Source organism: Klebsiella pneumoniae, from assembly GCF_000742135.1.
GTDB lineage: Bacteria > Pseudomonadota > Gammaproteobacteria > Enterobacterales > Enterobacteriaceae > Klebsiella > Klebsiella pneumoniae.
This window is the reverse complement of record NZ_KN046818.1, coordinates 1,142,621-1,167,617: the sequence shown is the minus strand read 5'-3', so window position 1 is coordinate 1,167,617 and position 24,997 is coordinate 1,142,621. Positions and strand designations below refer to the sequence as shown.

Annotated in this window: 21 protein-coding genes and 1 pseudogene; 14 read left to right on the top strand and 8 right to left on the bottom strand. The window is 60.6% G+C overall.

Annotated elements, in window-relative coordinates:
• Positions 1 to 184 precede the first annotated feature (184 nt).
• The 6 genes from DR88_RS19560 (at position 185) to DR88_RS29700 (ending at position 6,760) form a co-directional block, all read left to right on the top strand.
• Positions 185 to 1,753: an ABC transporter substrate-binding protein gene (locus DR88_RS19560; protein ID WP_004147501.1), complete on the top strand. Its 1,569-nt coding sequence runs from the start codon at positions 185 to 187 to the stop codon at positions 1,751 to 1,753.
• 119 nt (positions 1,754 to 1,872) lie between these two features.
• A complete protein-coding gene (locus DR88_RS19565; RefSeq protein WP_004176937.1) occupies positions 1,873 to 2,895 on the top strand; it encodes an ABC transporter permease in 1,023 nt (340 codons plus the stop codon).
• A complete protein-coding gene (locus tag DR88_RS19570) occupies positions 2,895 to 3,728 on the top strand; it encodes an ABC transporter permease (protein WP_022615460.1) in 834 nt (277 codons plus the stop codon). The genes DR88_RS19565 and DR88_RS19570 overlap by 1 nt, the downstream gene beginning before the upstream one ends.
• On the top strand, positions 3,721 to 4,557 hold the full coding sequence (locus DR88_RS19575; protein WP_004147499.1) for an ABC transporter ATP-binding protein: 837 nt from the start codon (positions 3,721 to 3,723) through the stop codon (positions 4,555 to 4,557). The genes DR88_RS19570 and DR88_RS19575 overlap by 8 nt, the downstream gene beginning before the upstream one ends.
• Entirely contained in the window at positions 4,544 to 5,248 is a 705-nt protein-coding gene (locus tag DR88_RS19580; protein WP_009483809.1) for an ABC transporter ATP-binding protein, read from the top strand. Before DR88_RS19575 ends, DR88_RS19580 begins: the two co-directional genes overlap by 14 nt.
• Before the next feature lie 148 nt (positions 5,249 to 5,396).
• Positions 5,397 to 6,760 (top strand): IS3-like element ISKpn1 family transposase gene (locus DR88_RS29700; RefSeq protein WP_085955203.1). Its coding sequence is split into 2 segments (ribosomal slippage): positions 5,397 to 5,865 and positions 5,865 to 6,760, totalling 1,365 coding nucleotides; the frame shifts between segments, so codons are not numbered across the junction.
• A 457-nt stretch (positions 6,761 to 7,217) separates the two neighbouring features.
• On the opposite strand, the gene DR88_RS19595 is transcribed toward DR88_RS29700, so the two are convergent.
• The gene (locus DR88_RS19595; protein ID WP_004177011.1) at positions 7,218 to 8,225 is read right to left on the bottom strand and encodes a Gfo/Idh/MocA family oxidoreductase; all 1,008 of its coding nucleotides are present in this window, start codon (positions 8,223 to 8,225) and stop codon (positions 7,218 to 7,220) included.
• 101 nt (positions 8,226 to 8,326) lie between these two features.
• Between DR88_RS19595 and DR88_RS19600 the strand changes: the two genes are divergently transcribed.
• The 5 genes and pseudogenes from DR88_RS19600 to DR88_RS19620 all read left to right on the top strand — a co-directional run bounded on the left by DR88_RS19600 (position 8,327) and on the right by DR88_RS19620 (position 14,051).
• A complete protein-coding gene (locus DR88_RS19600) occupies positions 8,327 to 9,346 on the top strand; it encodes a LacI family DNA-binding transcriptional regulator (protein ID WP_004191476.1) in 1,020 nt (339 codons plus the stop codon).
• Between the two features lie 429 nt (positions 9,347 to 9,775).
• Entirely contained in the window at positions 9,776 to 10,699 is a 924-nt protein-coding gene (locus DR88_RS19605) for a sugar ABC transporter substrate-binding protein (RefSeq protein ID WP_002892597.1), read from the top strand.
• Positions 10,700 to 10,731: 32 nt separating this feature from the next.
• On the top strand, positions 10,732 to 12,216 hold the full coding sequence (locus DR88_RS19610; RefSeq protein WP_004142660.1) for a sugar ABC transporter ATP-binding protein: 1,485 nt from the start codon (positions 10,732 to 10,734) through the stop codon (positions 12,214 to 12,216).
• 19 nt (positions 12,217 to 12,235) lie between these two features.
• Positions 12,236 to 13,258 (top strand): ABC transporter permease, encoded by a 1,023-nt coding sequence (locus DR88_RS19615; RefSeq protein WP_004152946.1) that lies wholly within the window; start codon positions 12,236 to 12,238, stop codon positions 13,256 to 13,258.
• A 183-nt stretch (positions 13,259 to 13,441) separates the two neighbouring features.
• Positions 13,442 to 14,051, top strand: a pseudogene (locus DR88_RS19620) (hypothetical protein).
• 47 nt (positions 14,052 to 14,098) lie between these two features.
• Here the strand turns inward: DR88_RS19620 and DR88_RS19625 are convergent.
• From DR88_RS19625 to cscK, 5 genes are all read right to left on the bottom strand, one after another.
• Positions 14,099 to 15,109 (bottom strand): LacI family DNA-binding transcriptional regulator, encoded by a 1,011-nt coding sequence (locus DR88_RS19625; protein WP_073980605.1) that lies wholly within the window; start codon positions 15,107 to 15,109, stop codon positions 14,099 to 14,101.
• Positions 15,110 to 15,132: 23 nt separating this feature from the next.
• The gene (locus DR88_RS19630) at positions 15,133 to 16,533 is read right to left on the bottom strand and encodes a sucrose-6-phosphate hydrolase (RefSeq protein ID WP_032443806.1); all 1,401 of its coding nucleotides are present in this window, start codon (positions 16,531 to 16,533) and stop codon (positions 15,133 to 15,135) included.
• Entirely contained in the window at positions 16,533 to 17,903 is a 1,371-nt protein-coding gene (locus DR88_RS19635) for a sucrose-specific PTS transporter subunit IIBC (RefSeq protein WP_002892640.1), read from the bottom strand. Before DR88_RS19635 ends, DR88_RS19630 begins: the two co-directional genes overlap by 1 nt.
• A 104-nt stretch (positions 17,904 to 18,007) precedes the next feature.
• A complete protein-coding gene (locus tag DR88_RS19640) occupies positions 18,008 to 19,525 on the bottom strand; it encodes a carbohydrate porin (RefSeq protein WP_004147437.1) in 1,518 nt (505 codons plus the stop codon).
• Positions 19,526 to 19,689: 164 nt separating this feature from the next.
• Positions 19,690 to 20,613, bottom strand: coding sequence for a fructokinase (gene cscK / locus DR88_RS19645; protein WP_004142652.1), 924 nt, complete (start codon positions 20,611 to 20,613; stop codon positions 19,690 to 19,692).
• 238 nt (positions 20,614 to 20,851) lie between these two features.
• On the opposite strand from cscK, the gene DR88_RS19650 reads away from it, so the two are divergent.
• From DR88_RS19650 to DR88_RS19660, 3 genes are all read left to right on the top strand, one after another.
• Entirely contained in the window at positions 20,852 to 21,493 is a 642-nt protein-coding gene (locus tag DR88_RS19650) for a helix-turn-helix domain-containing protein (protein ID WP_004151802.1), read from the top strand.
• Between the two features lie 135 nt (positions 21,494 to 21,628).
• Complete coding sequence (locus DR88_RS19655) at positions 21,629 to 21,973, top strand: DUF3302 domain-containing protein (protein ID WP_002892695.1); 345 nt, start codon at positions 21,629 to 21,631, stop codon at positions 21,971 to 21,973.
• On the top strand, positions 21,973 to 23,115 hold the full coding sequence (locus tag DR88_RS19660; protein WP_002892697.1) for an HlyD family secretion protein: 1,143 nt from the start codon (positions 21,973 to 21,975) through the stop codon (positions 23,113 to 23,115). Before DR88_RS19655 ends, DR88_RS19660 begins: the two co-directional genes overlap by 1 nt.
• A gap of 40 nt (positions 23,116 to 23,155) precedes the next feature.
• Here DR88_RS19660 and DR88_RS19665 read toward each other — a convergent pair whose 3' ends face one another.
• Together DR88_RS19665 and DR88_RS19670 are read right to left on the bottom strand one after the other, a co-directional pair.
• A complete protein-coding gene (locus DR88_RS19665; RefSeq protein ID WP_002892698.1) occupies positions 23,156 to 23,953 on the bottom strand; it encodes an ABC transporter ATP-binding protein in 798 nt (265 codons plus the stop codon).
• Entirely contained in the window at positions 23,950 to 24,978 is a 1,029-nt protein-coding gene (locus DR88_RS19670; protein WP_073980606.1) for a FecCD family ABC transporter permease, read from the bottom strand. Before DR88_RS19670 ends, DR88_RS19665 begins: the two co-directional genes overlap by 4 nt.
• Positions 24,979 to 24,997 lie beyond the last annotated feature (19 nt).

Sequence of the window (24,997 nt, the reverse complement as noted above, 5' to 3'; positions counted from 1 at the left end):
AATGCGTTATAGCAAGAACCCCGCAGCGGAGAAAGGCGCTTCTGCGCGACCGGCAATAACCTGTCGTTCTTGAATATGCGTTTTTAGCATAAGGATATCCTTATTTTGACTTTACGCCTTATGGCAAGCGGCCTAACGTAGCGAGGCATAAAACAATAAAATAACCATTCTTCAGGGATTGCACATGACCAAAAAACTGTTGCCTTTACTGCTACTGTCGGCGCTCTCCGCCGCCGCGCATGCCGCCACGCCGCCCAACACGCTGGTGGTCGTCCAGGGTCTCGACGATATCGTCAGCCTCGACCCGGCGGAAGCGAACGAACTCTCCAGCATTCAGACGGTCCCTAGCCTCTATCAGCGTCTGGTGCAGCCGGACCGCAACAACCCTGAAAAAATCGTGCCGATCCTCGCCGAAAGCTGGCAGGCCGATCCGGCGGCGAAAACCCTGACCATTAAACTGAAGCCGGATGCCAAATTCGCCTCCGGTAATCCGCTGCGCCCGGAAGATGTGATTTTCTCTTACACCCGCGCGGTGACGCTGAATAAATCGCCAGCGTTTATTCTCAACGTGCTCGGCTGGCAGCCGGACAACATCGCCAGCCAGCTGAAAAAGGTTGATGACCATACCCTGACGCTGCACTGGACCGCCGACGTCAGCCCGGCGGTGGCGCTGAATATTCTCTCCACCCCCATCGCCTCTATCGTTGATGAAAAACAGGTGGCGCCGAACGCGAAAAATAACGACTTCGGCAACGACTGGCTGAAAATGCACTCGGCGGGCAGCGGAGCCTATAAAATGCGCGTCTACCAGCCGCATCAGGCCATCGTGCTGGAGGCCAACGCCAGCTCCCCAACCGGCGCGCCGAAGATCAAGAGCATCATTATTAAAAACGTCCCCGACCCGGCTTCCCGCCGCCTGCTGATCCAGCAGGGGGATGCCGATGTGGCGCGCGATCTCGGCGCTGACCAGATTGCCGCCCTGCAGGATAAACCCGGCGTGAAGGTGCTGAGCATCCCGTCCGCCGAGCAGAACTACCTGGTGTTTAATACCGCCAACAGTGCCAACCCGCTGCTCAATAATCCGGCCTTCTGGGAGGCGGCGCGCTGGCTGGTCGATTATGAGGGCATCACCAAAAATCTGCTGAAAGGCCAGTACTTTATTCACCAAAGCTTCCTGCCGGCCGGCCTGCCGGGGGCGCTGGAGACTAATCCGTTCACCTTCGACCCGCAAAAAGCTAAGGCTATCCTTGATAAAGCGGGCATTAAGGATGCCCACTTCACCCTCGATGTGGAGAACAAACCGCCGTTTATCACCATCGCCCAATCGCTGCAGGCCAGCTTTGCCCAGGGCGGGGTGAAGGTGGATCTGCTACCCGCCGCCGGCAGCCAGGTCTATGCCCGGGTGCGCGCGAAGCAGCATCAGGCGGCGATCCGCCTGTGGATCCCGGACTACTTTGATGCCCACTCCAATGCCAGCGCCTTTGCCTGGAACGATGGTAAATCCAGCACCGTGGCCGGGCTCAACGGCTGGCAGATCCCTGAGCTGAATAAAGCCACCCTCGCCGCGGTGGCGGAGCCGGACCCGGCGAAACGCCTCGACCTGTACAAAACGATGCAGGAAACCCTGCTCCAGCATTCGCCGTACGTCTTTATTGACCAGGGAAAAACCCAGATCGTGGTGCGTGACAACGTGAAGGGCTATCAGCAGGGACTGAACGCCGACATGGTCTGGTACGATAACGTGACCAAGTAAGCGGGTTTTGTCACCGGGTACGGCGGCCTTGTCTGCCCGGATGACCGACTCCTCACCCGGGCCCGGTCGGCATCGCGCCGCCGGGTACAATGCTGATATACCAGGAATTTCCATTTTCCATGCCATCGTTTTCCACTCACCTTACCCGCCTGTTGCAGGGGCTGTTTACGCTGCTGCTCACGCTGTTCGGGCTGTTGCTGGTCACCTTCTCGCTCTCCGCGCTGTCGCCCGTCGACCGCGTACTGCAGATCGTCGGCGACCATGCCAGCCAGTCGACCTATGACCAGGTTCGCCATCAGCTGGGTCTCGACCAGCCGCTGCCGGTGCAGTTCTGGCACTACCTGGTCAACCTGGCCCATGGCGATCTTGGCATCGCCAGCGCTACCGGCCAGCCGGTGCTCCACGACCTGCTGGCGGTCTTTCCGGCGACCCTTGAGCTGGCGACCCTGGCGCTGATCGTCGGCGCGGTACTGGGCATCGTCGCCGGGGTGCTGTGCGCCCGTTACGCCGGTTCGCCGTGGGATCTGGCGGTTCGCACCTTTACCCTGTTGGGCAACTCGGTGCCCATTTTCTGGCTCGGCCTGCTGATGCTGGCCCTGTTTTACGCCCGGCTGCAGTGGGCGCCGGGCCCGGGTCGCCTCGACGATATTTATCAGTACACCGTCGAGCCACGCAGCGGTTTTGCGCTGATCGACACCTGGCTCTCCGGCGATACCGCGGCGTTTAAAAATGCGATCGGCCATCTGGCGCTGCCGGTGCTGGTGCTGGCCTATTACTCGCTGGCGAGCATCACCCGCCTGACCCGCTCCGCCTGTCTGAGCGAGATGAACAAAGAGTACATTCTGCTGGCGCGGGCCAAAGGGGCCGGAGAGATGACGATTCTGCTGCGCCATGTCCTGCCCAATATCCGCGGCACTCTGCTGACGGTGACCGCTCTCGCCTGGACCTCCATGCTCGAAGGGGCGGTGCTCACCGAAACCGTCTTCTCGTGGCCGGGGATCGGCCGCTACCTCACCACGGCGCTGTTCGCTGGGGATACCACGGCGATCATGGGCGGCACGCTGCTGATCGGCGTGAGTTTTGTGCTGATCAATAACCTGACCGACCTGCTGGTACGGTTAACCGATCCGAGGGTGCGCTGATGCCGACTTATCTGTTTTTACGCCGTCTGCGCCGCTCACCCGCCGCCTTCAGCGGCCTGACCCTGGTGATCCTGCTGGTGCTGACCGCGCTGTTCGCCCCGTGGCTGGCGCCGCACGATCCCAACTGGCAGGATGCCGCCGCTCGTCTGCAGGGGCCCGGGGCGGGACACTTGCTCGGCACCGACAGCTACGGCCGCGACCTGCTGTCGCGCTTGCTCTACGGCGCCCGCCCGGCGCTGGGTCTGGTGGCGCTGGTGACCGCCATTACCCTGCCCGTCGGTCTGCTGGTGGGTATCCTCTCCGGCTACTATGGCGGGTGGCTGGAGCGGATACTGATGCGCTTTACCGACGTGGTGATGTCGATGCCGCGCCTGATCCTCGCCTTCGCGTTCGTGGCGATGCTCGGCCCGGGGCTGGTCAACGGCGCGCTGGCGTTAGCCCTGACCACCTGGCCGGCCTACGCCCGTCAGGCGCGCAGCGAAATTCAGCGCCTGCGCCATAGCGACTACCTCGCCGCGGCGGAGATGCTGGGCATCCGCGGCGGGCGGCTGCTGGTCGGCCATATTCTGCCGCTGTGTCTGCCGTCGGCGATTGTTCGGCTGGCGCTCGATCTGGCGGGTATTATCCTCGCCGCCGCCGGGCTCGGCTTTCTCGGCCTGGGCGCCCGCCCGCCGATGGCGGAGTGGGGAGCGATGATTGCCGACGGGATGCAGGTGATTTTCGACCAATGGTGGATCGCCGCCATCCCCGGCGCGGCGATCCTGCTCGCCAGCCTGGCGTTTAACCTGCTGGGCGACGGCCTGCGCGATATTCTGGAGCCGCAACATGACTGACATCCGACTGACCGTCCAGGGACTCGCCGTCGACTATCCCACCGCCCGGGTGGTGGACAACGTCAGCTTCACCCTCGGCAACGAGCGGCTGGCGCTGGTGGGCGAATCCGGCTCCGGCAAATCGATGACCGCCCGGGCGCTGATGGGCCTGGTGCGCAAGCCCGGGGTGGTGAGCGCTGAACGGCTGGAGGTGCTGGGGCGCGATGTGCTGACCCTCAGCGCCCGCGGCTGGCGCGCGCTGCGCGGCAACGATATCGCCATGGTGCTGCAGGACCCGCGCTATGCACTGAATCCGGTGCAGTCCATTCAGACGCAGCTGGAGGAGGCGTTAACCCTGCATCAGCGTCTCAGCCGCCGCGCGCGCGCTGAGGCGGTCAAAGACGCCATCGCCGCCGTCGGTCTGGATCTGCCGGTCCTCAGCCGCTATCCCGGCGAACTCTCCGGCGGGATGGGACAGCGGGTGATGATCGCCCTCGCGCTGCTCAATAACCCGAAGGTGCTGATAGCCGACGAGCCGACCTCGGCCCTCGACGCCCGCCTGCGCAACCAGATCCTCGAGCTGCTGGTGGAGCAGTGCGCGCAGCGGCAGATGGCCATGTTACTGATCAGCCACGATCTACCGCTGGTGGCCGCGCATTGCGATCGCGTGCTGGTGATGTACCAGGGGAGACAGGTCGACGAGATGCCGGCGCGGGCGCTGCCGAGCGCGACGCACCCTTACACCCGCACCCTGTGGACCTGCCGGCCAAATGCCCACACCTACGGCCAGATGCTGCCGACCCTCGACAGAACCCAGGACTTTACGGAGACAGCCCATGGCGATCGTTAATCTTCAGGATTTACAGGTTACATTCGGCGCGAAGACGGCGGTCTCCGCCGCCAGTTTCCGTGTCGACGCCGGGGAAACCTTCAGCCTGATCGGCGCCTCGGGCTGCGGCAAATCGACGATTTTGCGCGTGCTGGCCGGATTGCAGCGTGAATGGCGCGGCAGCGTGGATCTGCTCGGCCAGACCATTACGCCGGGCTTCCGCTTTCAGGGCGATCTGCGGCGCAACGTGCAGATGGTGTTTCAGGATCCGTATGCCTCGCTGCATCCCAACCATACTCTGTGGCGCACCCTGGCGGAGCCGCTGCAGATCCACGGCATCCGCGACGTTACCCCGCGAGTGACCACCGCCCTTGAGCAGGTGGGTCTGGCCGCCGATGCCGTGCGCCGCTATCCGCATCAGCTCTCCGGCGGCCAACGGCAGCGCGTGGCCATTGCCCGCGCCCTGCTGCTGCACCCGCAGATCCTGCTGCTGGATGAGCCGACCTCGGCGCTGGATATGTCGGTGCAGGCGGAAATCCTTAATCTACTTAATCGTCTGAAACAGGAGTACGGCATGACCTATCTGCTGGTCAGCCATGATGCCGACGTCATCGCCCATATGTCCGATCGGGCGGCGTTTATGGCGGAGGGCGTGATCCAGCGCTTTTTCGATCGCGAAGCGTTGGTCAACGGAGAGCACCGGATGAGGTGAGGTCAGCGGATGTGCGGTTGTTTTGTCGGGTGGCGCTTCGCTTACCCGACCTACAGGATCCACTCACAGGCTCACACCCCGTAGGCCCGTGCAAGCGCATGGACTGCACCCCAAAAGTTGGACACCCAACTGAGTAAGGTGCAATTTTATGGCTAAACCAAAGTATTCCCCTGAAACAAAACTGGCTGTGGTTAATCATTATTTGTCCGGTAAAGACGGAGAACAGAGTACAGCCGACCTTTTTGGTATTGAAAGAACATCTGTCCGTCGCTGGGTCAGGGCATGGCAGTTCCACGGTGCAGAAGGCCTGACTGCAAAAAATAATCATTATTCCGATGAATTTAAACTCGTGGTCGTCCGGGCGGTTATCAGTGACCGCCTGACGATGCGTGAAGCGGCTGCCCGGTTTAATCTCTCCGCAGAAATACTTGTCCGGCGCTGGCTCGACGTGTACAACGATGCCGGAGCGGAAGGTCTTTTAAACATGCAATGCGGACGGCCCGGACAAATGACAAAGCCAAAAAATATCCCACCACTGACAGATAAAGAGCTGGAAAAACTCTCCCCCGAAGAGCTCAGGGCCGAACTGCGTTATCTGCGGGCAGAGAATGCCTATCTAAAAAAGTTGAAAGCCTTGGTTCAGAGCGAAAAAAATGGCAAAAAGCCCTGATAATCAGTGAACTAAGGCATGAACACGCTCTGCGGGACCTTCTGCGGGCGGCCGGTATGTCCCGTAGCACGTGGTATTACAATATGAATGCACTGAAGCAAGGGGACAGATATGCGGGTCTTAAAGAGAACATCAGGAAGATATACCACTATCACAAAGGTCGTTATGGCTACCGCAGGATCACGCTCGCACTGAGAAAACAGGGGCTGCGGATAAACCATAAAACAGTGCAGCGGCTGATGGCAGAACTGTCACTCCGGTCTGTGATAAGGGCGAAAAAATATCGTGCCTGGAAAGGGAGAACGGGCGAGGCCGCGCCCAATATCCTGAGCCGGAACTTCGGTGCGTCAAAAGCCAACGAAAAATGGGTAACAGATGTGACAGAGTTCCCGGTACAGGGAAAAAAGCTTTACCTGTCGTCAGTTCTCGATCTGTTTAACCGGGAGGTTATCGCCTACAGCCTGTCGGAAAGGCCGGTGATGGAGATGGTGAATACGATGCTGGACGGTGCGTTCCCGAAGCTCAGACCGGGAGATGCTCCGCTGCTGCACTCGGATCAGGGCTGGCATTACAGGATGAGGAGCTATCAGGAACGTTTAAAGGCGCATGGGATGACGCAGAGTATGTCGCGTAAAGGAAACTGCCTGGATAATGCAGTGATGGAAAACTTCTTCGGGACCCTGAAATCGGAGTGTTTTTATCTGAGGGAGTTCAGGAGTGTCAGTGCGCTAAGAAAAGCCGTAGAGGACTATATCCATTACTACAACAACGAGCGGATAAGCCTGAAATTAAAAGGCCTGAGTCCGGTAGAGTACCGAACCCAGGCTCTGAGAGCCGCTTAATATGAACCATCCAACTTTATGGGGTCAGTCCATGCGCTTGCACGGGCCTACGATTTTACTGCAACCGTTTGATATTCCAGTGTATTAATGCCTGTGTTATGTAGGCCGGGCAAGACGACGCCGCCGCCCGGCATAAAACGGCTCCGCGCCCGCTGTTCTTGCCCGGCGGCGCTGCGCTTGCACGGGCCTACGATTTTACTGCAACCGTTTGATATTAAATCAGATTAATGCCTGTGTTATGTAGGCCGGGCAAGGCGTTGCCGCCGCCCGGCATAAAAGCGGCTCTGCGCCCGCTGTCCTTGCCCGGCGGCGCTGCGCTTGCGCGGGCCTGGGATATCTATGCAACCTATTGATATTAAGGTGTATTAATGCCTGTCTTCTGTAGGCCGGGCAAGGCATCGCCGCCGCCCGGCATAAAGGCAGGTACAGCGCCTGATAGCGGTTGCCTCGCACCCGCTCAGCGACAGTCGTCGACGGCGACAAACTGGCCATGCTGCAGGGACTGAACTGCCGCTTCGGCAATGGCCTGCGCCTGCAGGCCGTCCAGCAGGCCGGGCAGGTCGGCGACGGTTTCACCATTCAGGGAGCGAATAAAGGCGTCAAGATGCTGGTAATAAGATCCCTGTACCCGGCTGAACCAGTCTGGCCACAGGCCCGGCTCAATGCGCTGATTGCCGCGCCACAGGGTAGGGCCCGCCGGCGACTGGCTACCGGACTCCAGCGCGCCTTCGGCGCCCAGCAGGGTGATCCGTTCATCGTACCCGTGGCCGGTGCGGCGGGTATTGTCCAGCTGCGCCAGCGCGCCGCCGCGCATCTGCATCATCAGGATGGAGGTGTCGACATCGCCAAATTCGGCAATGTCCGGCAGGGCCAGCGCCGCGCCCATCGCTGCTACGGTGCGCACTTCATCGCCAGTGAGAAAGCGCAGGAGATCGAAGAAGTGGATCGCCTGATCGCGCATCTGGCCGCCGGAGCTGCGCAGATAGTCGAGCGGCGGCATGCTGGAGGCGCGGCAGACCATCTGCACCAGCTCGACCCGGCCGATCAGCCCTTGCTCCAGCTGGCGGCGGAGCTGCTGATGGCTGCTATCGAAGCGCCGGTTAAAGCCGACAGTGACCGGCACGTTCAGGGGGAGCACCCGCTCCACCACCTCACGGGCGCGCGCCAGGGAGAGGTCGATCGGTTTTTCGCAATAGACCGCCTTGCCCGCCCGGGCGGCGGCTTCCAGCAGTTCGGCATGCGACGGGGTTGAACTGGCGATCAGCACCGCGTCGATGGCGTCGCTATGGATCGCCTCGCTCACGGTCACCGCCCGGGCGCCATAGCGGGCGGCCAGCGCCTGGGCGCGCTCCGGGGCGGCATCGGCCACCATCGTCAGCGCACTTCCTTCATGACGGGCAAGACTGGCGGCATGAACCTGACCGATAAAACCACTGCCTACCAGGGCAAAACGTTTGCAGATCATTTTTTTCTCCAGAATGGCGAGGGGACGCTGCCACCATAATCGGTTTGCTAAACTCACTGACACTGCCGTTTTGATGGATTTCCATCATGAAGAGAGGGGCGATGAAAAACATTTCACTGGCGATGCTGGCCAGACAGATTGGCGTCGGCGTGGCCACTGTTGACCGGGTGCTGAACGAGCGCGGCGGCGTATCGCCGCAGACCACGCGCAAAGTGCTGCAGGCGGCGCGCGAGGCGGGACTGAAGCGGATCCTGCCGGAGGAGCACCGCTTTCCCTGGCAGATTGAGGTCTTTCTCAGCAGCAATGACTCGTTCTTCTTTCCGCAGCTGGCGCAGGATTTTGCCGCCGTGGCGGATAGCCTCGGCTATCGCCGTCTGACCTTGCACCGTACCTTTGTCCCGGAGTCGCAGCCGACGACACTGGCCCGGCGCATTGCGCGCAGTTGCCAGCAGCGTCAGGGGATCATCGTCTTCGGCAATGACCATCCCGCGGTGCACGACGCGCTGCGCCGCTGCCGGGAGGCTGGCGTCCCGGCGATCACCCTGGCGACGGACCTGCCCGGCGCCGACCGACTCTGCCACGTGGGGATCAATCAGCTACAGGCTGGCCGCACGGCGGGGTTAATGCTGGGGAGAATGACGCCACGGCCCGGCGAGGTGCTGATGGTCAGCGGCCGGCAAGATTACAGCGCGCATCGCCTGCGCATTCAGGGGTTCCGCGAGGTGCTGAGCCAGCGCTTTCCCCACCTGCAGCTCAGCGACGTGCTGGCGGGCGAGGAGCGGCGGGAGCAGATCACCCGCCTGGTGGAGCAAGCCCTGTGCCGCAGCCGAAATATTGTTGGGATCTATAACACCGGGCTTGGCAATACCCAGATTGCCGAGGCGCTGGCCCGCCACCGCCGCGAAGGCGACGTCTGCTGGATCACCCATGAGCGTTACAACACCACCCGGCAGCAGCTGGCGAAGGGCAGCCTGGCGTTAACGCTCGATCAGAACACCCGCCAGCACGCCCAGCTGGCGATCGACCTGATGCTGCGCCATCTGGAGTCCGGCTACCAGCCGCAAACCTATGCCGACGGTAAAGTCGACTTTATCCTCTACAGCGCCGAGAACGTGGACTAAGGCGTGCGGCGCCTCCCTTCCTGACAACACGGATTTCCCCGGCGGGTAAATGACCACCCCGCCGGGAGGGATCGCTTCAAAGCGTTGTCTGCTTCTCATTTTTCGCTCATTTATGCGGCAATGTTAGATGTCTGTCAAAATTCTGTTACTGCATAGTTTTAAAATTTTCATTTCAGTTATTTACTTATAAAAGTTTCAAATGTCTTGTTAATGAAATAAATGGTCTGAAATCCAGGTTGCGGCGTAAATGGACTGATGTTTCAAAATAGTGATGATAAAACAGCCGTTATTTGTGATTTAGATCACGATGGAGTGCGAGAGGTGCCGCAGCGTCGTCGATATACCAGCAGACATTTGCCGCAACGTAACTGAAATTAATTTTTCATTTTGTTTCATTCACCGGCGTACCTACAAAATCAAGGATCAACTATGAATATTAAGAAAACGATTGTTGCCTCTTTGTTAGCCTGCATGCTGCCTGCGGTGGTTATGGCAAAAGATGTCTCCATTGGCGTCTCGATGGCGCTGTTTGACGATAACTTCCTGACGATCCTGCGTACCTCGATGCAAAAAGAGATGAAAAAAGATGGCGTTAAATCGCAGATCGAGGACGCGAAAGGGGATGTCTCCCAGCAGCTGCAGCAGGTGCAGAACTTTATCGGCCAGGGGGTGGACGCCATTATCGTCAACCCGGTGGATACCAACGCGGTGAAACCGATCATGGATCAGGCCACCAAAGCCGGGATCCCGCTGGTGTTTGTGAACCGCCGTCCGCAGGCGGAGCTGACCGACAAGATGGCCTATGTGGGATCGGACTCCATTCTTGCCGGCCGTCTGCAGATGGAAGCGCTGGCGAAAGCGATGAACGGTAAGGGCAATGTGGCGATCCTGCTCGGCGACCTGGCGAATGAATCCACTCGCGACCGCACCAAAGGGGTGGAAGAGGTGGTAGCGAAATACCCGAACATCAAAATCGTCCAGAAGCAGACCGCGAAATTTACCCGCAATGACGCAGTGGATGTGGTCAGCAACTGGATGACCAGCGGTGAGGATATCCAGGCCATCGCCTCCAACAACGATGAAATGGCGATCGGCGCCCTGCAGGCGCTGGGCAAAAACCCGAACCATATTCTCATCGCCGGCGTGGATGGCACCCCGGATGCCCTGCAGATGCTGAAGAGCGGCAAGATGATCGCCACCATCTTCCAGGATGCGAAAGGCCAGGGTGAAGGCGCAGTCGACGCGGCCATCAAGCTGGCGAACGGCGAGAAAGTGGAAAAAATCATCGACGTGCCGTATCAGCTGATCACCAAAGAGAACATGGCTGAATTTACCAACCGTAATCAGAAATAGTCCTGGCCAACCTGTGGTACGGAGGTGGATGTATGAACGCTTTTGCCCTTGAAGCCGAAGGTATCAGTAAGTTCTTCCCCGGCGTGAAGGCGCTCGATAATGTCTCATTGCGCGTGCGTCCGGGAACGGTGCATGCCCTGATGGGCGAGAACGGCGCCGGTAAATCCACGCTGATGAAATGCCTGATCGGTATCTATCGCCCCGATAAAGGGTCGATTCGCGTGAAAGGGGAGCCGGTGGAGTTTACCGACACCATGGATGCGCTGCGCTCGGGGATCTCGATGATCCACCAGGAGCTCAATCTGGTGCCGCATATGACGGTGGCGGAGAATATCTGGCTGGGGCGCGAGCCGATGAAGTACGGCTTTGTCGACCACGGCCAGCTGACCCGCCAGACCCAGGCGCTGCTGGATAAGCTCAATATCCGCTTAACCGCTGACCGGCTGGTGGGCGACCTGAGCATCGCCGCCCAGCAGATGGTGGAGATTGCCAAAGCGGTTTCATGGAACGCGGATATTGTGATCATGGATGAGCCCACCTCGGCGCTGACCGAAGGCGAGGTGGCTCACCTGTTCACCATCATCCGCGACCTGCGCGCCCAGGGTAAAGCGATCATCTATATCAGCCACAAAATGGATGAGATCTTTGCCATCACCGATGAGATCAGCGTCTTTCGCGACGGCACCTGGGTAGGGAGCAAAAACACCACCGAATTTACCCGGCAGTCGCTGATCACCCAGATGGTGGGCCGCGAATTAACCCAGCTGTTTCCGAAATTTAATAACACCATCGGCGAAGAGGTGCTGACGGTGCGCAACCTGACGCGTCAGGGCGTGTTCCATGACGTCAGCTTTAGCGTACGCCGTGGCGAAATCCTGGGCGTGGCCGGGCTGGTGGGCGCCGGGCGCAGCGAGGTTATGGAAAGCCTGTTCGGTATGGAGCGCTTCGACAGCGGCGAAGTGCTGATCGACGGGGCGCCGGTGACCATCGATTCCCCCTCCGTGGCGATTGAAAAGGGGATGGCATTATTAACCGAAGACCGGAAAAAGTCGGGCCTGTTTCTGGTGCTGTCGGTGCTGGAAAATATGAGTATCGTCAAAATGCCGGAATATATCGGCAAGAGCGGTTTTGTCCAGCACGTGAAAATGGCCGAAGACTGCATGGAGCAAATACGCCGGCTCAATATTAAAACGCCGACGATGGATCAAATTATTAATAACCTCAGCGGGGGGAATCAGCAAAAAGTCCTGATTGCGCGCTGGCTGTTAGCGCAACCGAAAATCTTAATTCTCGATGAGCCGACCCGCGGTATCGACGTCGGGGCGAAGGCGGAGATTTATCATCTTATCAGTGAACTGGCGAATCGGGGGGTGGCGGTGATTATGGTCTCCTCTGAACTGCCGGAAATCCTTGGCATGAGCGATCGGGTCATGGTGATGCATGAAGGTCGTATCACCGGCATCCTGGAAAAAGACGAAGCCGACCAGGAAACCATTTTGTCGTTGGCATCCCATTGAGGCACAGAGAATGAGTAATATGAAATTAACGGCGGCTCCGGCCAGCGAGGGTTCCTCCTTCTTCGCTAATTTGCGGCATAAAATGCCGAAAGATACCGGCATCTTTGTGGTGATGCTGGTGATTGCCCTGACCTTTGAAATCGCCGGCTGGTATGTTCGCGACCAGTCGTTCCTGCTCAATACCAACCGGCTGGTGCTGATTGTGCTGCAGGTGGCGATTATCGGCATCATCGCCGTCGGCGTCACCCAGGTGATCATCACCACCGGGATTGACCTCTCCTCCGGCTCGGTTATTGCCCTTGCGGCGGTGGTGGCGGCCAGCCTGGCGCAAACCTCCGACAGCCTGTCGCCAATGTTCCCGGCGCTGGTCAACCTGCCGGCGGTGATCCCCATTTGCGCGGGGATCGGCGTCGGCCTGCTGTGCGGCCTGACCAACGGTTTCCTGGTGACGCGGACCGGTATCCCGCCGTTTATCGCCACCCTCGGGATGATGGTTTCGGCGCGCGGTCTGGCGCAGTATTACACTCAGGGCAACCCGATCAGCTTCCTCTCCGACAGCTTTACGGCGATAGGCCAGGGGGCGATGCCGGTGATTATCTTCTTCGTGATCGCCGCCGTGTTTCACATTGCGCTGAAGCATACCCGGTATGGCAAATATGTGTATGCCATCGGCGGCAACATGACCTCGGCCAAAGTGTCCGGCATCAACGTGAATAAATATCTGGTGATCGTCTACACCATCGCCGGGGCGCTCTCCGGACTGGCGGGGGTGGTGCTGGCGGCGCGCGTCAGCAGCGGCCAGTCGAGTATGGGGATGTCCTACGAGCTGGACGCGATTGCCGCCGCGGTGATCGGCGGCAGCAGCTTAATGGGCGGAGTGGGGCGCATTACCGGCACCCTGATTGGCGCGATGATCCTTGGCCTGATCAAAAGCGGTTTTACCTTTGTCGGCGTCGATGCCTATGTGCAGGATATTATTAAAGGCATCATTATCGTTGCGGCGGTAACCATCGATATGCGTCGCAACCGGAAAAAACACTAATCTTATCAACGGGCGGCAACGGCGAAGGATGTCGTTGCCGCCCGTCCTGTCCAGAAATAAACAAAATACTCCCCGCCAGGCTCCGCCTGTCTGTTTTGCCCGCGCTGCGCATCCTGTACAGTTTCGCCACTTCCGTTGTCCATTCGTCAGGGGCCACGCGTGGCCTGCGGTTTCTGGAGTCGTATGAATACACCATCCTTTGGCAAATTCTCGCCGCGCTGGCTAGCGGGAAAAAGGGGCCTTATCGTCACGCTGCTCGCGGGGCTGGCGATCCTGGCGCTCGGTCGGGGCATGAATTTGCCGGCCAGAGAGGTTTACCGTGAGAGGCAGATCCGCCAGCTGGAGGAGGATGCGCAGTGGGTGGCGGAACGCCTTGAGCGGCGGATGAACATTCCGGCGCCGCAGCGGGAAGCGACCTGGCCGCTGGCGGCGATGCGCGCCGCTCTCCAGACCCTCGCCCAGGAGCGGCATTATCAGCTGCTGCTGGTGAATGGCGACGAGCATCTGCTGGCGGCATCGCACGCGCTGCCGGCCAGCGTGCTGGCCCAGGTGCAGGCGCAGTTCCCGCGAGAGATGCAGCCCCCGCTGTTCGGCAGCCACTACCAGACCATTCAGCCATTCGCCCCGCATCAGCGGATGTTAAGCCGGGCGCTGAACGGCAACGCGGGGCTGGCGGGCTGGAATCTGGTGATGCTGGCGCCGGATGGTGGATTGCCCTCGTTGCTGGTGGCTTACCGCTGGCCGGTAACGATCGGCCTTGGCGCGGTGCTCGCCAGCGCGCTGCTGGCGCTGAGGCAGGCGGCGCGCGCCAGGCGAAAACGCTAATTGCCAACCGCGCCGTCAGGGATGGCGAATTTGCAGGGTGGCGGGCAGATAGCGCTGAAGCGGCTCCGGGGCCTGACCGTCGATCAGCTGGCTGAGCAGATCGTAGCAGTGCCAGGCCAGCTGGCGATTATCCTGCTGCACGGTATCAATGCGCAGGGAAAGCGAATCATACAGATAGTGATCGTCGAAGCTGGCGAGATGAATATTGGAATCCAGCAGATGATGCTGGCTCATATAGCGCAGCACCCCTTCGAGCAGCCCGCAGGCCGCGGTGAAGAGCGCCTTCGGCGGACGCCCCAGCCGCGCGCAGAGCGCCGCGAACATCTCATAGCCGGAGCTGGGGTGGTAGTTGCCGTTGATCACCCACTCGGGGCGCAGCGTGATCCCCGCCTGGGTCAGGCCCTGGGTGAACCCCGCCAGCCGGTCGCGCGACGGCGACAGCCGCGGCTGGCCGCCGAGAAACCAGAACTCGTCCGCATGCTGAGGCGCGATACGGGAGATCAGCTCGGCCGTTGGGGTGACCGAGTCGGTCATCACCAGCGGCAGGGCGCTGTCGCTGGGGGAGCGGTCAAACAGCACCACCGGCAGCTGTTCGCTAAGTTTCTGATAGTCGGCATCGCTGTGCATACAAGAGGCGACTATCAGGCCGTCGACCTGGCGGGCGATCATGTTATTGACCACCACGCTCTCCTGGCCTGGGTTTTCGTCGGTGCAGGAGATAAGCAGCTGCACGCCGGCTTCCCGGCAGAGCGTCTCAAGCTCGTGGGAGAAAACGGCAAACCCGTAGTTGGTGATCTCCGGCACCACCAGACCAATGGTATGGCTGCGGTTATCGCGCAGCGAGCGCGCGTGAATGCTCGGCTGATAGTGATGTTCGCGAGCGATCGCCAGCACGCGCTCGCGCGTCTCCTGCGCCACGCGCAGCTCTTTACCACGACCGTTGAGTACCAGGCTAGCGGTCGCTTTGGAGACGCCCGCCAGTTCGGCGATATCTTTGATAGTTACGCGTTTGGTTTTCATCAGCACCCGGGAGCCTGAAAGCAAAACGCTTATTCTACCATGCATGGCCGCAGCAGCCAGCGGCAGAATGCCACCGGCGTCGCACCGCTGAAGATGAGCTGCCCCGGATAGCCCGGAAAGAAGCGGCTGCTCATCACCCCCTCGCCATCGTTGATGAAAATCTCCACGCTGGAGCGGTCGATAAAGATCCGCAGGCGTCGCGCCTCGCCGCGCCAGTAGCGGTGATGCATCTCTGCCGTCTGCAGGCCGCGGCGCGACAGACGTAGGCCGTCGCGATTGACGGTGAGCTGCAGGGCGCCGGCAAAGTCCAGCCCCAGCGTGCTGTTGGGGGCGATGTCAAAGGCCAGCTCCATCGGGGCGAGGGGCAGGGTCTTTCCGCGCCAGCCCTGGGCTTCCCCGCGCAGGGCGACCAGCTCGCGCAGCGGACGCTGATACAGAGTGCCAGCCTGCCACTCCAGCTCACGCACGCAGGTCATCTGATGGATCCAGCCCTGCGCGCGGGTGGGCTGATGCATCTCGTCCCCGTCGGGGACGCCCATCCAGCCGACCAGCAGGCGGCGGCCATCATCGGCCTGCATGGTCTGCGGCGCGTAGAACTCAAATCCGCTGTCCAGCTCGTGCAGCGGGCCGTGGTCGAAGATCCCGCGTTCGGCGTCGAAGCGGCCTGCCATCCACACCGCCGGATAGGTATTGAGAAAGCGCTGCGCTTCGCGGGCCAGCCCCTGCGGGCAGCAGATCAGCAGGTGGGTGTCCGCCAGCGGAAAGAGATCCGGGCACTCCCACATGTAGCCGGCGTTCGCCAGGCCGTTCACGTCGTGCCCGGCGATCTCGCCCACCAGGCGCCACTCCCGCAGGTCGCTGGCGGTAAACAGCAGCACTTTGCCGCGCTGTTGCACATCCTGCGCCCCAAGAACCATGTACCAGCGCCCGTCCTGCCGCCACACTTTAGGGTCGCGCACATGGCCGGTATAGCCTTCTGGCAGCGGCAGCACCGGCCCCAGCTTGCGGAAGGTGCCATCGGCATTCTCGGTCGCCAGACATTGCCAGGCGGTGCGCCCGCCGTCGGGGAATTTCACGTTGCCGGTGTAGCACAGAGTCAGGGCACCCTCGAACTCGACCGCGCTGCCAGAGTAGCAGCCGTTGCGGTCATACTCTTCATCCGGCATCAGGGCGATAGGTTCGTGCCGCCAGTGCAGCAGATCGGCAGAGCTCCAGTGTCCCCAGCACTTATAGGTATGGTCGCAGGCGAGCGGGTTCCACTGATAAAACAGGTGGTAACGCCCGGCGACCTGGCAAAAGCCGTTAGGATCGTTCAGCAGTCCGTTGACCGGCGCCAGATGCCATTGCGGATAATGGCTGTCGGCCAGCGCCTGCGGCTGGCCCTGCATAACGGCCTGCAGGATCGCAGGCAGGCGTGACGGTAATGACATTATTCAGCGTCCGTTTTGTATTTCAGCGTCAGAGAGAGCGCGAAGGCCACGGCGAAGGCGATCGCCATTCCGATAATGTAGTTCAGCAGCGAGCTGGCCTGCACGATAGCCATCCCCGGGATCGCCGTCAGGCCCACCGCGGTCATGTAGACGTGCATCGACACCACCCAGGCGCCGCCGGCGGCACCGCCCACCAGCGCGGCGATGAACGGTTTCACAAAGCGCAGGTTAATCCCGAAGATTGCCGCCTCGGTGATCCCCAGCATCGCCGAAAACGCCGACGGCAGGGTGATGGCTTTTATTTTGGCATCTTTGGTTTTAAACCACACCGCAAAGCAGGCGCCGCCCTGGGCGACGTTGGCCATCGCCCAGATCGGCAGCAGGAAGTTGACGCCAATCGATGGGTTGCCCAGCAGTCCGGCCTCGATGGCATGGAAGCTGTGATGGATACCGGTAATGACGATCACCGAATAGAGGCCGCCGAACAGCAGGCCCGCCAGCCAGCCGGCGTGGCTGATAAGCGTGCTGAGGATAAACGAAATGCCGTCGCCGAGCGCGCGACCGGCCGGGCCGATCAGCAGCAGGGCGATAAAGCCGGAGATAATCACCGTCAGAAACGGAGTGAGGATCAGGTCCAGCGCGTCAGGGATCACGCGGCGCAGCCGCTTCTCGACCATGCTCATAAACCACACCGCCAGCAGCACCGGGAAGACGGTGCCCTGGTAACCGATCATCGCCACTTCGATGCCGAAGAAATTCATGGTGTGGAAGCCGGCGGCGACGCCCCAGGCGTTGGTCAGCGCCGGATGGGTGAGGATCCCGCCGAGGGTCGCGCCCAGATAGGGGTTACCGCCAAATTCGCGGGCGGCGGTAAAGCCGATCAGGATCGGCAGAATGATAAACGCCGCCGAACTGCACATATCCAGCATGATATAGAGAGCGTTGCTCGGGTCGACCCAACCGTAGGTTTTCACCATCCCCAGCAGGCCCATTAGCAGGCCGGAGGCGACGATGGCCGGAATAATCGGCACGAAGATGTTGGACAGCAGGCGGGCGATGCGCTGGAACGGGTTCAGCTTTTTCGCCGCCAGGTCGGCGGCTTCGGATTTGCTCGATTCGCTGATGCCTGCGGCCTGGATAAAGGCGGCATAGACTTTATTGACCACCCCGGTGCCGAAGATGATCTGCATCTGTCCGGCATTGCGAAAGCAGCCTTTCACCCCGTCGATTTTGCCAATCGCCTGCTGATCGGCGAGCGCGTCGTCGACCAGCACCAGCCGCAGGCGGGTGGCGCAGTGCGCGGCGCTGGCGATATTTTCCTTGCCGCCCAGCAGGGGAAGCAGTGAGCGGGAAATCTGTTCAAAATCCATAGTACCCTCTAAATGCATGATGATATGGCGTGGGCGGCGCCAGCCGTGGCAGGCGCCGCGAACCTTATATTTATGTGTTATTTACCCTGTCGCCCCGGTTGCCGTCAGAACCAGGTCTCCATTTGCATACCGAACGACCATTCGCCGCCCGATTTGAATCCGTTGCTGCCTAACGCGTCATCGTTGGCGTAGTTGTCCAGTTTTTTGCTCCAGTCCATCCACGATGTATAGAAGCGGATCTCCGGCCGCGAGAAGAAGTCGCCGATGCTGCCCACCTTGAAGGTCGGGGCGAAGGTCAGCTTGTAGAAGCTGCCATTGACCGCATGGCGATCGTTGTAGCCTTCAGGCTGCAGATCCATGTACTGATAGCTGCCCTCCCAGGCGAGGGCGAAGTTCTGCGTCACTTCCTGAATCAGACGCAGGTTGAGGGTGGCCCACTGATAGCTGTCGCCATCGACATAACGATCTTTACTGCTCTGCGCCAGCACGGCCGGGGCAATAAACCAGCGATCGCTCAGCGGCGTGGTGCCATAGCTGGCGAAGCGCCAGGTATTGGCCCCCGGGCGCAGCGCGCCGTCGGAGCCGATGCCTTTAACCTCGGCGCCCAGCCCGTGGCCGTACAGCAGGGCCGTTTTGCTGGTCCCGTCGCGCAGGCCATAGAAGCTCTCATTGTGCAGGCCCAGCAGGGCATGAACCCCGGTGTTAGCGGCATCGCCTTTCACCAGATTGCCGTTCGCGTCCTGGCGGTCGTCATTATCTTTCGCCCGCATCCCGCTGACCATCATCTGCACCGGGCCGGCAAAGTTATTCATGCTGACGATATAGTTCTGCACGCTGTTGCTGCTGTCGGCGATATCGCCAAAGTTGCGGCCGTATAACGAGAAGTTGCTGCGCAGGCTGTCGTTCCATTTCACGTCGTAGATCCCGCCGCCGGTCCCGGCGAGGAACACCACATCCGAGTCAATCCAGTGGATGTCGAAGTTGTCGCGGTCAAAGCGTTTCCCGGCCCACAGGGTCGAGCCTTTGAACGGGCCTTCGAAGGTCGGCAGGTTGCCCAGCTCGACGAACGCCTGGCGCACGTTCAGATCGCTGCTGCTTGCCGTCCAGTCGTTATAGGTGGTCTGTCCGTCGGCCACCATCACTTTGAAACGGGTGGTCGCCCCGTTGTCCAGGGTCTGTTTATGTTCGAGGTTCATTTCCACATAGGTGTCGGCCTGGTTGCCCAGGCGACCAATGGCGCCGCCGGTCTCCCCGGCGGGGGTCATATAAGCGCCGGATTTGGTACTGGCGGCCGAGTCGTTCATGATCACCCCGGAACGCGCATAGCCGTGGAACTCAAAGCCGCCGGGCCGTTCGGCTTTTTCTTCCAGTTGAGTGGTGCGCCTGGCCACCTGCTGGGTGGTGGCCTGGGTTTGTTGCTGCTGCTGGGTTAACTGCTGAACTTTCTGCTCCGCTGAGGCGGCGCGGCTTTCGGCAGTGCTGGCGCGGGTCTCGGCATCCTGCAGGCGTTTTTCCAGGGCGGCGAGACGCGCTTCAATGCTGTTCAGGTCTGTCTGCCCATGGGCGGCGGCGGTGCCGGTTAGCAAAGCAATAAGAATGGCTAACTTCCGTTTTTTATACATGTTGGTGACATCCAAAGGTAAATCAGTGAGTGTGCTAATGTTTGCTAAACCGGTTTAGTTGATATGGTAAACATGTCGGTAACGCGGTGAAAATAAAAATTGCTAAACCGGTTTAAGAATTGTGATGTCGCCAGCAAAGTGGGCCGTTAACCGGCCCAAGGGGATCACAGCGAGCGCTGAAGATCGTCCCTGTAGGGCAGGGCGGTCATGGCGCCTTTGGCGGTGGTGGCCAGCGCGCCGCAGGTTTGCGCCAGCGCGAGGTCGGGAGCCAGGGCTGCGAGGTTGTCCGGGATACCGTGGGCGGCGAGGCCGGCGAGTAGCCCGGCGACAAAGGCATCGCCGGCGCCGGTGGTATCGACGGCCACCACCGGGCGGGCAGGGAAGTGGCTAACCTGCCCGCGCAGGGCGGCCTGGACCCCCGCTTTACCCTGGGTCACCAGCAGTAGCGTCGGCTGGAAGCGGGCGTTCAGCCGGGCGATGCCGCTGACGATGTCGTCGCTGCCGCTGATAAACGCCAGCTCCTCTTCCGAAAGTTTTATGGCGTCGGCGAGGGCCAGCGCCCGGTCGAGACAGTCGCGAAGGTCCTGCGGATCCTGCCACAGGTCGCTGCGGATATTGGGGTCGAAGCTGACATAGCCCCCGGCGCGCTTTATCGCCTCCATCGCCGCGAATGTCGTGCTGCGGCTCGGCTCCGCGCTGAGAGCGATGGAGCAGACGTGCAGCCACTGACCGGCGGCAAACGGCGGGAGATCCTCGGGCTGAAGGAACAGGTCGGCGCTCGGACGGACCATAAAGGTAAAGGTGCGCTCCCCGTGGCTATCGAGATCGACCACCACCGTGGAGGTGCGCTGCGCCGCATCGAGGCGCATATAGTTCACATCCACTTGCTCCTGCGCCAGGGTGTGACGCATAAAACGGCCGAAGGGATCGTCGCCGACGCGGCCGATAAACCCGCTGTCACCGCCGAGCCGCGCCACGCCGACCGCCACGTTGGCCGGCGCGCCGCCGGGGCATTGCAGCAGGCGGCCCTCTCCATCGGGCAGGAGATCGACGACCGCATCGCCGAGTACCCAGATTTTTCCATTCATACGACAAGCTCCTCTAAGCTAAACTTTATTAAACCGGTTTAGCTCATTAAAGCACAGCCCACCGATAAGCGGAACGATTGGGTCACGAAACAGGGAGGCGAGGGTAAAAAATGTGAGCCAGGCGGAATATTTCGCCACTCCAGATCTGGACTTTTCCTTCCCCACCCGCTTAGGTATAGTTCAACAGGTCGCGGTTAGCCCCGCCGCGGTGGCCAAAGGTAAAGGAGTGCGTAGCGCGATGAACCCCAGTTTTGGCGATATTTACGATCGGTACCAGAAGCTGACGCTGACTACGCATCTGCCGGCGGTGATCGCCTGCAGTGAAACGCTGAGTTTGGGCAAAGACCAGGGCTTTATTCCGCAGCCGGGCTATCTCTACTTTCTGCTGCAGGGGCAAATGACATTGGCCTTTGGCGATGAGCAGAACCTGGTCGGGATTGTTATCGCGCATATGCCGTTAGGATTACTGGAACATTATTGTCCGTCGGTCGCGCTCTATTATCAGTGTCTGGGCGAGTGCCAGCTGGCGAAAATAACCGCCAGCGATTTTGAGCGAATATTCTTTCATTCGTCGCCGGGCTATATGCAAGAGCTGACCACGATCCTGGCCTATATGGGCATATTTGCCCTTGATGCCCACTATGAACGCGGCAGCCAGACCAGCTTTCAGACCATTAAATCGATGCTGTCGCGCTATTTATATCGCGGCGAAATTGATGGGGGTCAGCATGAGAGCCTGTCGGCATTTATTATTAAACGAACCAATCTCTCGCGCAGCTATGTGTACCAGGTGCTGGCCGCGCTGCGCGAGGGGGGATATATCACGGTGAAAAAAGGCAAGCTGATCTCCATCGACCGTCATATTCCTGAGAAATTCTGAATCCGATTCGGCAGATTCACGCCATCACGTTGCTATTACCGCCAGGGAAAGCGCTAAGCGCGCTTTTTCCCCCGGCCCCGTTACGCCTGAATCTGGCTGTTTTATTTATTTAACCTTGCACTCTGGAGTTATTTTATGACCCTGGACTATGTGGCGCTGGCCATTCTGATCGCCGTGGCCTTAATACTTTTTTATGGCGTGATTGTTATTCACGATATTCCTTATGAAATCGCCAAAGAGCGGCGTCATCCTCATCAGGATGCGATTCATTATGCCGGTTGGGTCAGCTTATTTACCCTCCACGCGCTGTGGCCCTTGTTATGGATCTGGGCGACGCTGTGGCGCGAAGACCGCGGATGGGGGATGCGCCACATTGCCGACGAGCAGCAGGCGCTGCATCAGCGTCTGGAAACGGTGGTCCAGCAGCTGGAACAGGTCCAGCGCGAGGTGGACGTTCTGAAAGCGAAGGAGGCAAAATAATGGAAACGTTAATGTTGCTGACCTACGCCGCGCTATGCATCGTGGTGTTTAAAGTTTTTCGCATCCCGCTCAATAAGTGGACCGTGCCGACGGCGGTGCTCGGCGGTATCGCCCTGATTGGCGCGGTGATCTTCGGGATGAACTACAACTTCCCTTATACCGACGTCGGTAACCAGGTGTTTCGCACCGTGCCGATTGTGTCGCAGGTACGCGGCCGGGTGCAGAGCGTACCGGTGAAGCCTAACCAGATGCTGCATAAGGGCGATGTGCTGTTTACCCTCGACCCGACGCCGTTCCAGGCGAAAGTGGACGATCTGCAGGCGCAGATAAAAGCAGCCAGTCAGGATGCGCTCTCCTTAAACGCGGCGTTAAGCCAGGCGCAGGCCGAGCTGAGCCGTGCGGTGGCCCAGCGCGACCAGTCGCGGCGGGAGTATGCCCGCTATCGGGAGGGCCATGCCCAGGGCGCCTTCTCCGATCAAATGGTTGATACCCGTCTGCAGACGTGGAAAGCCGATGAAGCCAGCGTCAGCGCGGCTCAGGCGAAGGTGGTTCAGGCGCGTAATGCGCTGGACTCGGTGGTGAAGGGCAAAAACACCACCGTGGCCTCCCTGCTGGCGCAGCTGCAAAAGGCGCAGTTTCAGCTGGAGAACACCGTCGTCCGCGCCCCGGAGGATGGCTATGTCAGTACCGTCGGCTTACGGCCGGGCACCATGTCCACTGCGCTGGGGATGATCCCGCTGATGACCTTTGTGCCGGTGGAGGGCGCCGCCTCGCGGGAGTACGTCGCGGCATTTCGCCAGAACGCCCTGCAGCGTCTGCACAAAGGCGAGCCCGCGGAGCTGATGTTTCCGGCTATCCCGGGCACCGTCTTTCGCGGAGAAGTGGCCGACGTGCTGCCGGCGATTGGCGAGAGCCAGTTCCAGGGGCAGGGCAAATTGCTGACCACAGACGCGCTCAATACCCATGGCCGGGCGCTGGTGGTGCTGAAGGTGACCGATCCGCGATTTGCCGAATACGCTCTGCCGCAGGGGGCTACCCTCGAGGCGGCGGTCTACTCGGATCATCTGAAAGAGCTGTCGCTGATCAGGAAGATCCTGATCCGTATGAAAAGCTGGGAAAACTATATCTATCTCGATCACTAAGCCGGCGGGCGCGGGGCGGACGAACCGCCCCGCGCCGCGGTCAGGCCTCGCTGTCCACCAGGCCGTCAATAATCACCTGCCGCACCCCCTGCGAACAGGGTTCAATACGCCCGCGCACCCCATAGACGGCCGCCAGAGTCTCGGGGGTGATGACCGCGGCCGGGGTGCCGTCGCCGAGCAGCTGGCCCGCCTTGAGCATCAGCACGTGGTCGGCGTGACGCAGGGCAATATTGATGTCGTGCACCACCACCAGGGTCACGATGTTGCGCCGCCGGGTCTCCCGGCGCACCAGATCCATCACGTGAAACTGGTAGTTGAGGTCAAGGGCGCTGAGCGGTTCGTCGAGCAGCAGCAGGCGCGGCTGGCGGATCAGCGACTGGGCGAGACCCACCAGCTGCTTTTGCCCGCCGGAGAGCTGATCGAGGTAGCTCATCGCCAGATGGGCAATCCCCAGCTGTCGCAGCAGCGCCATCACTTCCTCCTGGCGCTGCGGACTGTGGCGTCCTCCGGCGGCGCGCTGGGCAACGATTATCGACTCCAGCACATGCAGATGCACGCCGGCGGGTAGCGTCTGCGGAAGATAGACCACCTGCTCTGCGCGACGTGAGAACGGCTGCGTCAGCAGATTTTCCCCCTCCAGCAGCAGCTCGCCGCGGCAGGGGCCCAGACCCGCCATCGCCCGCATTAACGTTGATTTACCGCTGCCGTTTGGCCCCAGCAGCGCGGTGATTTTCCCTCGCGGCAGATGGGGAACCGTCAGGTTCTCGATCACCTTGCGTCTGGGGTAGCCGGCGCTGAAGTGAGACAGCGACAGCCCGGATAATGTCTGGTCGCTCATACCTGCCCCCGATGACGTAAAATGATGCTCAAAAAGAACGGGACCCCGACCAGGGAAGTGACGATCCCCACCGGAATAATGGCCCCGGGGATCAGGTTTTTCGAGGCGATGGAGGCCAGGGAGAGCACCAGGGCGCCGATCAGCGCGCTGGCGGGCAGGTAAAAGCGATGGTCTTCGCCGAAGAGCATCCGCGCAATATGCGGCGCCACCAGGCCGATAAAGCCGATTGGCCCGACAAAGGCCACCGAAAGCGCCGACAGAATGCTGATCCGCAGCAGCGTGGTCAGGCGCAGACGGCGAACGTTAATGCCAAAGCTGATGGCCCGGTCCTCGCCCAACCGCAGGGCGGTCAGCTTCCACGCGCTGCGCAGCGACAGGGGCATCACCAGCGCCAGGGCGACCAACAGGATGGCGACTTTGCTCCAGGAGGCGCGATCGATGCTGCCCATGGTCCAGAACACCAGCCCCTGCAGCGTGTCTTCGTTGGCGATGAACTGCAGCATCGAGACCAGAGCGTTAAAGGTAAAGACCAGCGCGATGCCGAACAGAATGACGCCGGAGGTGGCCACCTGGGTCCAGCGGGTGATGCCGTCCAGCAGCAGGGCAGCCAGCAGGGCGAAGATAAAGGCGTTGGCCGAGATAAACCACTGGCCGGGAATACCGGGCAGGCCAATACCGAGCACAATCGCCAGCGCGGCGCCAAACGCCGCAGCCGAGGAGACGCCGAGGGTAAACGGGCTGGCCAGCGGGTTATTGAGGATGGTCTGCATTTCGGCGCCGGCCAGTCCCAGCGCCAGACCGACGATAATCGCCATCACCGCATAGGGCAGACGGATATCCCAGACGATGGCGCGCGTGCCCGGATCTGCGCTGGCCGGATCGGTTAACGTCTGCCACAGGCTCTGCAGCGGCAGACCGGAGGGGCCGAGCATAAAATCGAGCAGCAGCGACGCGACAATCAACAGCGCCAGCAGGAGGATCAGCAGCAGACGGCGACGCACGATACGGCGATAGTGATCCATCACGCCAGAGGTCCCGGCGGGC